Genomic DNA, 8,074 nt, shown 5'->3' on the forward strand with positions numbered 1-8,074 from the left:
GGTGCGGGCTCGGCGTCGGCCGTGGTCGTGGCGTCGGCGTCTGCCGTCGGCCCGGCGTCGGTGTCGGCCGCGGGCTCCGCATTGGTGTCGGCTGCAGGCCCGGCATCGGTGTCGGCCGTTGACTCGGCGCCAGCCGTGTCGGGGGAACCCGTCGTGCCGGGCTCCGCAGGGCCCCCGGCCCCGTCGGCCCCGCGCAGGGTGTCCTCCGCCGCCTCGATCAGGGGATCGCGGCCCGGGCGGCCGTACAGGACGTTGGAGTTGACCTCGGCGTCCGCCCCGGGGAGGGACATCGCGGCGGCGCCCTGCGCCGGGCGGGCGGTGGTGTCCGACGGGACGGCCACCGTGGGCGCGGCGGCGAGCAGGCCCTTGGGCAGGACCACGACGGCCGTCACCCCGCCCTGCTTCTGCTCGCGCAACTGCACCCGCACGCCGTGCCGGTGGGCGAGCCGGGCCACCACGTACAGCCCGAGCCCGAGGCCCTCGCCGCTCTCCTCGTCGTAGGTGTCCTCCGGGTCGAAGGAGGCGAGGCGGGCGTTGAGCCGGGCGAGCCGCTCGCTGGTCATGCCGATGCCCTCGTCCTGGACGGAGAGCATGACCTCGCCGCTCTCCAGGAGCCAGCCCGAGACCTCCACGGGGATGTCGGGCGGCGAGAACGACGAGGCGTTCTCCAGGAGTTCGGCCACCAGGTGGCTGATGTCGTCCGCCGCGAACCCGGCGAGGTGCGCGTACGGCGGCAGCGAGGAGATGCGTACGCGCTCGTAGCGCTCGACCTCGCTGACGGCCGCGCGGACGACGTCGACCAGCGGGACGGGCCCGGGGTGCTGGTGGCCGTGCTCGGCGCCCGCGAGGACCAGCAGGTTCTCGCTGTGGCGGCGCATGACGGTGGCGAAGTGGTCGAGCCGGAACAGGGTCGCGAGGCGCTCGGGGTCCTGCTCGCGCTCCTCCAGGCCCTCGATGACGCCGAGCTGGCGCTCGACCAGGCCCAGCGTGCGCAGGGCGAGGCTGACGAAGGTGCCGTGGATGCTCTGGCGGACCTGGGCCAGGCCGGCGGTGGCCTCGGCGAGCTCCGTACGGAACCTGTCGCGCTCGTCGGCCATCTTCTGGCGCTGGCCGACGAGGCGCTTGCGCTCGTCCTCCAGGGTGGCGATCCGCTCGTTCAGCGCGACGGCGTGCGCGTGGAGCGCGTTGACGGAGTTCACCACCTGGGCGAACTCGTCCTTGCGGCCGGTGAACTTGACCGGCTCCCCGGTGCCCGGTTCGGCGGCCAGGCGCGCGGAGCCGCGGCGCAGGACGGAGAGCGGGCGCGTGAGCGACCGGGCCATCCCGGTGGCGACACCGACGGCGAGCAGCATCAGCGCGCCGAGGACCGCGACCCGGATCTCCAGCGCGGTGACGTCGTCGTCGCGCAGCGCGGCCAGGTCCTTCGCGCGCTGCGCGTTGAGGGACGCCTCGACGCCGCGCATCGACTCGACGCGGGCGGAGAGCGCCGCGTCCAGCTTCTTGGTGTCGGTGGCCAGTTCGGAGCCGGAGAGCGTCGGCCCGTCCGCCAGCTTGGCGAGGTACTTCTCGGCGGCCGCGACGTCGGGCCCGTTGACCGTGGAGTCGTAGGAGGCGCGGTCGGCCTTGGGCGCGGTGCCGGCGAAGTCGGCGAGGGCCGCCTGCTCGCGCACGTTGGCCTGCTGGGCCGCGGCGGTGAGCGCGTCGCGCTCCTTGGTCTGGGCGGCCGAGGAGGTGGTCGTGGTCGCGGGCAGACCGGTGACCGGGTCGATGGTGGTCTGCGTGCTGGTGGGCACGCTCAGCGCCGCGAGGAGCAGACCGCGGGCCGAGGCGGCCTGCTGGACGGCGGTGTCGAGGTCGGCGAGGGCGTGCGCGCCGGAGCCCGCGCGGGGCGGCAGGTCCTCGGCCAGCTCCTCGGCGAGCCGGTGGAGTTCGGTGAGGACGGCCGAGTAGGCCCGGTGCGCTTCGAGGGCACCGCTCTCGCCGGTGAGCGCCGCCCGGCGGACGGCGGCGATGCCGTCGAGCGTCTCGACGAAGGACGCGGGGGCGTCCGCCTCGACGGCCTCCGCGCGCAGCTCGTCCACCTGGCGGTCCACGCGGGCGCTGCGGCGCTCGGAGGGCCCGGCGCCCTTGGGCCGGCCGGCCGCGAGGAAGGCGGTGACCTCGTCGCGTTCGTCGGCCAGCGAGTGGGCGAGGGCCAGCGCGTCCCGGGTCCGCTCGGCGGACGTCACCAGGTTCTGGGAGTCGTTCAGCTCCCCGGAGGCGGCGATCACGGACGGAGCGCCCGCGCCCGCGATGGCCGCAGCCACCACGGCGACGGCGACGATCAGCCGGTTGCGCACATGCGTGGGACGACCGCGTCCAGCGGGGTCCGGGGTGTTCTGCGGTGCCGGGGTGTTCGTGGTGGGCCCGGAGGCTTCACCCGAGGCCGACTGCCTGCCCTTGCGCCGAGGCCGCGTTTTCTGCACCGGTGCTCGCATTCTTGACTCGTGTCCCCATGGGCCCGGGTGACGAACCGTCAACTCGCTGGTCGTCCCGGTACGGCTCCCGACCTTCCCAGTGCCGGTGGGCAGTGGTCGCGCATCGCCTGACCCGCCACACGAAGGAGTGAACATCGCCGACGAGCGGCCGGGCAAGTTCCCGCGGCGCATGCGACACCCTTGCACGGCAGGTCGGTTGGACGTCCACCGGGACCGGTGGCAAGATTCGCCGCCACGCCCCGCCGGAGGCGGTGATACGCCGCAAAACAGGCGCCTGACCTGCTGGTCCGGTCAAATCGAGGGCGCCCGGAGCCCTTTGGCGGAGCTTGTGAAGGGCTCGTGCAGACTGGCCGGATGCGCTCGGAACTGATCTCGGTACCCGGTGACCCCGCCCGCCCCGACGAGGACTACGCGTCGGTAGGGCTTCCCGCTTCCGGGCAGGGCGGTTCGATCGTCGTCCTGGACGGCGTGACACCTCCCGCGGCCGACCACGGTTGTCTTCATTCCGTCCCCTGGTTCACCGCCCGGCTGGGGGGCGCGCTGGGCGAACTGTCCGTTTCACGACGGGATCTGACGCTGTCCGAGGTCCTGTCCCGCGCCATCGCACGCACCGCCGACGCGCACCGGACAACTTGTGACCTTTCTCACCCGCGTACCCCACAGGCAACCGTGGTGCTGGCCCGCTGGTCGCCGGAGTCCGTCGAGTACCTGGTCCTCTCCGACTCGGTGCTCCTCGTCGGGGCGCCCTCCGGCGAGGTGACCGCCGTCCTGGACGACCGCCTCGCCCGTGTGCCGCGCGCGATGCTGACCTCGCACGCCGTGGTCGACACGGCCCTGCGCAACAAGGAGGGCGGTTTCTTCACGGCCGCGGCGGATCCGGCGGTCGCGGACCGCGCCGTCACGGGCACCCTGCCCCGCGCCGGGGTCCGCACCCTGACGGCCCTCACGGACGGCGCGGCCCGCTGGGTGGAGAAGTTCGCCGAGGGCACCTGGACGGACCTGGCGACCCTGGTCCGGAAGGAGGGCGCGGAATCCCTGATCACCAGGGTCCGCACCCTGGAACGGTCGGACACGACCCGCAGATTCCTGCGCACCTCAAAAACCCACGACGACGCCACGGTCGTACACGTGGAGCTGTAAACACCAGCCCCTTTTAGGGACGCGGGGAACTGCGCGACCGGCCACGACGGGACCGGCACCCGACACACGACCCCAGCCGTTCCAGGGGCGCGGGGAACTGCGCGACCGGCCACGACGGGACCCGCACCCGACAACTCACCCCTCAACCCCCCGATTCAACCGCTGCAACAACCGCGCCAGCTCAGCCACCTCCCCCCGGTCCCAGCTGGCGAGCTCACTGACGTACCGCGCCCGCCGAGCGTCCCGCACGGTCCGGAACCGCTCCCGCCCCTCATCGGTGAGGTGCACCAGCCACGCCCGCCCGTCGGCGGGATCCGGCTCCCGGGCGACCAGCCCGATCTCCTCCAGCGCCCGCAGCTGCCGCGACATCGTGGCCTTGCCGACCCCGATGTACCCGGCCAGCMCGGTGGCCCGCTGCCGCCCCCGCTCCTCCAGCCGCACCAGCAGCCCGTACGCGGAGGACTCCAGGTCGGGATGGACCTCGCGGACCATCTCGCCGGAGGACGCCCGGGCCCGCCGCAGGAGTACGGTCAACTCCCGTTCGAGCGCGAGGAACTCCTGGTCCACACCACTGTCCGGGCCGCCGGCTCCCGCCCGGTGCCCCTCGCCGTTACCGCCCTCGTGCACGTCAGCACCCATGACCCGGTTTCCCGATCCTGAAAGTTTCCGCCAAAGACCGCCATTACCGCAGCTCGGCCAGTATTTCGCAGGAATAGACCAACGGCAGCCTCCGGACCCTCTTTCCGCCACCCGCCCCCGCCCGTAGCTTCTGCACCACACACCCGCATGGCATGCCCACGCCATTCTCACGAGCACCATCTCGGAGCACCACCGAGCCCTCGGGAGGCACGTACATGTCCGTGCACAGATCCGGAACGGCACACCGCTCGCGCGCGCTCGGCCACCCCGTGGCGCGCCTCCGGGCGGTGGGCGTCCTGCTCCTCGCCTGCTCCCTCCTCCTCGTCCACCCGGCCCGGGCGGCCGACGTCCCGGCCCGCGGCTCCGCGTACATGGGGATGGGGGTCGTCGCGCACGACGGCCAGGGCGGTCTGCCGACCCCCGGCGACGCCACCCAGACGGAGGGCGTGGACGTCAGCAGCCACCAGGGCAACGTCGCCTGGTCGACCCTGTGGAGCAGCGGGGTCAGGTGGGCCTACACGAAGGCCACCGAGGGGACGTACTACACGAACCCCTATTTCGCCCAGCAGTACAACGGCTCGTACAACGTCGGCATGATCCGGGGCGCGTACCACTTCGCGACCCCCGACACGACGGGCGGCGCCGCCCAGGCCAACTACTTCGTGGACCACGGGGGCGGCTGGTCGAGGGACGGCAGGACGCTGCCGGGCGCGCTGGACATCGAGTGGAACCCGTACGGGGCGGCCTGCTACGGCAAGACGCAGAGCGCGATGGTCACCTGGATCCGGGACTTCCTGAACCAGTACAGGGCCCGGACCGGCCGGGACGCCGTCATCTACACGGCCACCAGCTGGTGGACCCAGTGCACCGGGAATCACGCCGGCTTCGCCTCCGGCAACCCGCTCTGGATCGCCCGCTACGCCTCGGCGGTGGGCACCCTCCCGGCGGGCTGGGACTACTACACGATGTGGCAGTACACGTCCTCCGGGCCCACGGTCGGCGACCACGACAAGTTCAACGGCGCCCTGGACCGCGTGGTGGCCCTGGCCAACGGCTGACACGTCCCGTCCGGAGACCGGAGACCGGAGACACGCGGAAGGCCCGGACCCCTCACGAAGAGGGGCCCGGGCCTTACCCGACCGGCGGCGTCCGTCACTCCGCCGCCGGAGTCCAGGGAGGTCACCGCGACCGCGCTCAGGCGGCCACCGGGACCTCCGTCGCCGCGCCGTTGGTCGCCGGCGCGAGCGCCAGCTCCAGGACCTGGCGGACGTCCGTCACCGCGTGGACGTCGAGCTTCTCCAGGACCTCGGCCGGGACGTCGTCCAGGTCGGCCTCGTTGCGCTTGGGGATGATCACCGTGGTGACCCCCGCCCGGTGCGCGGCGAGCAGCTTCTGCTTGACGCCGCCGATCGGCAGCACCCGGCCGGTGAGGGAGACCTCGCCGGTCATGGCCACGTCCGTGCGGACCAGGCGGCCCGACAGGAGCGAGGCCAGCGCCGTCGTCATCGTGACGCCCGCGCTCGGGCCGTCCTTGGGGACCGCGCCCGCCGGGAAGTGAATGTGCACGCCCCGGTCCTTGAGGTCGGCGACCGGCAGTTCCAGTTCGGCGCCGTGGGAGCGCAGGAAGGAGAGCGCGATCTGCGCCGACTCCTTCATCACGTCACCCAGCTGGCCGGTGAGGGTCAGGCCCGCCGCGCCCGTCTCCGGGTCGGCCAGGGACGCCTCGACGAACAGGACGTCGCCGCCGGCGCCGGTGACCGCGAGGCCGGTCGCCACACCGGGCACCGCCGTGCGGCGCTCGGCCGGGTCCTGGGCGGACTCGGGCACGTGGTGCGGCCTGCCGATGAGGGCGCGCAGGTCCGCGTCGGTCACCGTGAACGGCAGCTCCCGCTCACCGAGCTCGTGCTGCGCCGCGACCTTGCGGAGCAGCCGTGCGACGGACCGCTCCAGGTTCCGCACGCCCGCCTCGCGGGTGTACTCGCCGGCCAGCTTGCGCAGCGCGCTCTCGTCGAGGGTGACCTCGGCCTGCTCCAGACCGGCCCGCTCCAGCTGGCGCGGGAGCAGGTGGTCGCGCGCGATGACGACCTTCTCGTCCTCGGTGTACCCGTCGAGCCGCACCAGTTCCATGCGGTCGAGCAGGGCCTCCGGGATGGCCTCCAGCACGTTGGCGGTGGCCAGGAAGACCACGTCGCTCAGGTCGAGCTCGACCTCCAGGTAGTGGTCCCGGAAGGTGTGGTTCTGGGCCGGGTCGAGGACTTCGAGGAGGGCCGCCGCCGGGTCGCCCCGGAAGTCGGAGCCGACCTTGTCGATCTCGTCGAGCAGGACCACCGGGTTCATGGACCCGGCCTCCTTGATCGCCCGTACGATCCGGCCGGGCAGCGCGCCGACGTACGTACGCCGGTGGCCGCGGATCTCCGCCTCGTCCCGTACGCCGCCGAGGGCGACGCGGACGAACTTGCGGCCCATGGCGTGGGCGACGGACTCGCCGAGCGAGGTCTTGCCGACGCCGGGAGGCCCGACGAGCGCGAGCACGGCACCGCCGCGCCGGCCGCCCACGACCCCGAGGCCGCGGTCGTTGCGCCGCTTGCGGACCGCCAGGTACTCGGTGATCCGCTCCTTCACGTCCTCCAGGCCGGCGTGCTCGGCGTCCAGGACCGACTTGGCGCCCTGGATGTCGTACGCGTCCTCGGTGCGCTCGTTCCACGGCAGTTCCAGCACCGTGTCGAGCCAGGTGCGGATCCAGGAGCCCTCGGGCGACTGGTCGCTGGAGCGCTCCAGCTTCTCGACCTCCTTGAGGGCGGCCTCGCGGACCTTCTCGGGGAGGTCGGCGGCCTCGACGCGGGCCCGGTAGTCGTCGGACTCCTCACCCTCGGCCTCGCCGTTCAGCTCGCGCAGCTCCTTGCGGACGGCGTCCAGCTGCCGCCGCAGCAGGAACTCGCGCTGCTGCTTGTCCACGCCTTCCTGCACGTCCTTGGCGATGGACTCGGCGACGTCCTGCTCGGCGAGGTGCTCGCGCAGGTGTTCGGTGGCGAGCTTCAGCCGGGCCACCGGGTCGGTGGTCTCCAGGAGCTCCACCTTCTGGGCGGTCGTCAGGAACGGCGAGTAGCCGCTGTTGTCGGCGAGCGCGGACACGTCGTCGATCTGCTGGACGCGGTCCACGACCTGCCAGGCGCCACGCTTCTTCAGCCAGTTGGTGGCCAGCGCCTTGTACTCCTTGACCAGCTCGGTCACGGAGCCGGGCAGCGGGTCGGGCACGGTCTCGTCGACCTGCGTGCCCTCCACCCACAGGGCCGCGCCGGGCCCGGTCGTACCGGCACCGACACGCACCCGGGCACGGCCGCGGATCAGGGCACCGGGGTCGCCGTCGGCGAGGCGTCCCACCTGCTCGACCGTGCCGAGCACCCCCGTGTTCGCGTACGTGCCGTCGATCCGCGGAACAAGCAGCACCTTCGGCTTGCTGGCACCGGTGGAACGGGCGGCGGCCTGGGCGGCCTCTACCGCGGCGCGTACATCGGCGTCGTTCAGGTCCAGGGGCACCACCATGCCGGGCAGCACGACCTCGTCGTCGAGCGGCAGCACGGGCAGGGTGAGCAGTTCGGACGTCAAAGCCATGATCTTCCCTTCAGCACTCAAGTTGAGCTATGCCGACTCAATGCACATGAGCCCGCGATTGTTCCCCACCCCCTGTTCGCTGTGAGCGATCACCTGGGAGGATGCCCGTCCGACGCTCATGACCAGGCACGACGTCCGGCGCGTTCGCCGGTCGAACGTCGGGACGGGCTCCCGCGTCCCAGGTACGCCGCCGGGTCCCCTCCGGC

The 8,074-nt window shown here is 72.8% G+C and carries 5 protein-coding genes; 2 read left to right on the forward strand and 3 right to left on the reverse strand.

Annotated features, from left to right (window positions below; translation table 11 throughout):
- On the reverse strand, window positions 1-2,477 hold a 2,477-nt coding region (locus tag FGF04_RS13540; RefSeq protein ID WP_149512254.1), incomplete at its 3' end, for a nitrate- and nitrite sensing domain-containing protein.
- Window positions 2,478-2,831: 354 nt separating this feature from the next.
- Here FGF04_RS13540 and FGF04_RS13545 point away from each other — a divergent pair.
- Window positions 2,832-3,617, forward strand: a complete 786-nt coding sequence (locus FGF04_RS13545; RefSeq protein ID WP_149511556.1) for a protein phosphatase 2C domain-containing protein — start codon at window positions 2,832-2,834, stop codon at window positions 3,615-3,617.
- Between the two features lie 135 nt (window positions 3,618-3,752).
- Here FGF04_RS13545 and FGF04_RS13550 read toward each other — a convergent pair whose 3' ends face one another.
- Window positions 3,753-4,244: a MarR family winged helix-turn-helix transcriptional regulator gene (locus FGF04_RS13550; RefSeq protein WP_149512255.1), complete on the reverse strand. Its 492-nt coding sequence runs from the start codon at window positions 4,242-4,244 to the stop codon at window positions 3,753-3,755.
- Window positions 4,245-4,471: 227 nt separating this feature from the next.
- On the opposite strand from FGF04_RS13550, the gene FGF04_RS13555 reads away from it, so the two are divergent.
- Window positions 4,472-5,314, forward strand: coding sequence for a lysozyme (locus tag FGF04_RS13555; RefSeq protein WP_149511557.1), 843 nt, complete (start codon window positions 4,472-4,474; stop codon window positions 5,312-5,314).
- A 136-nt stretch (window positions 5,315-5,450) separates the two neighbouring features.
- Here the strand turns inward: FGF04_RS13555 and lon are convergent, their stop codons facing one another.
- Window positions 5,451-7,868 carry an endopeptidase La gene (gene lon, locus FGF04_RS13560; protein WP_149511558.1) on the reverse strand — a complete coding sequence of 806 codons (2,418 nt, stop codon included), beginning with the start codon at window positions 7,866-7,868 and terminating at the stop codon, window positions 5,451-5,453.
- Window positions 7,869-8,074 lie beyond the last annotated feature (206 nt).

The organism is Streptomyces apricus, from assembly GCF_008369065.1.
In the GTDB taxonomy this organism is placed as follows: Bacteria; Actinomycetota; Actinomycetes; order Streptomycetales; family Streptomycetaceae; genus Streptomyces; species Streptomyces apricus.

What these genes read in the sequence shown, in the direction of transcription:
- FGF04_RS13545 (WP_149511556.1), top strand. Translation starts at nt 2,832, where the DNA reads ATGCGCTCGGAACTGATCTCGGTACCCGGTGACCCCGCCCGCCCCGAC.
- FGF04_RS13555 (WP_149511557.1), top strand. Translation starts at nt 4,472, where the DNA reads ATGTCCGTGCACAGATCCGGAACGGCACACCGCTCGCGCGCGCTCGGC.
- lon (WP_149511558.1), bottom strand. Translation starts at nt 7,868, where the DNA reads ATGGCTTTGACGTCCGAACTGCTCACCCTGCCCGTGCTGCCGCTCGAC.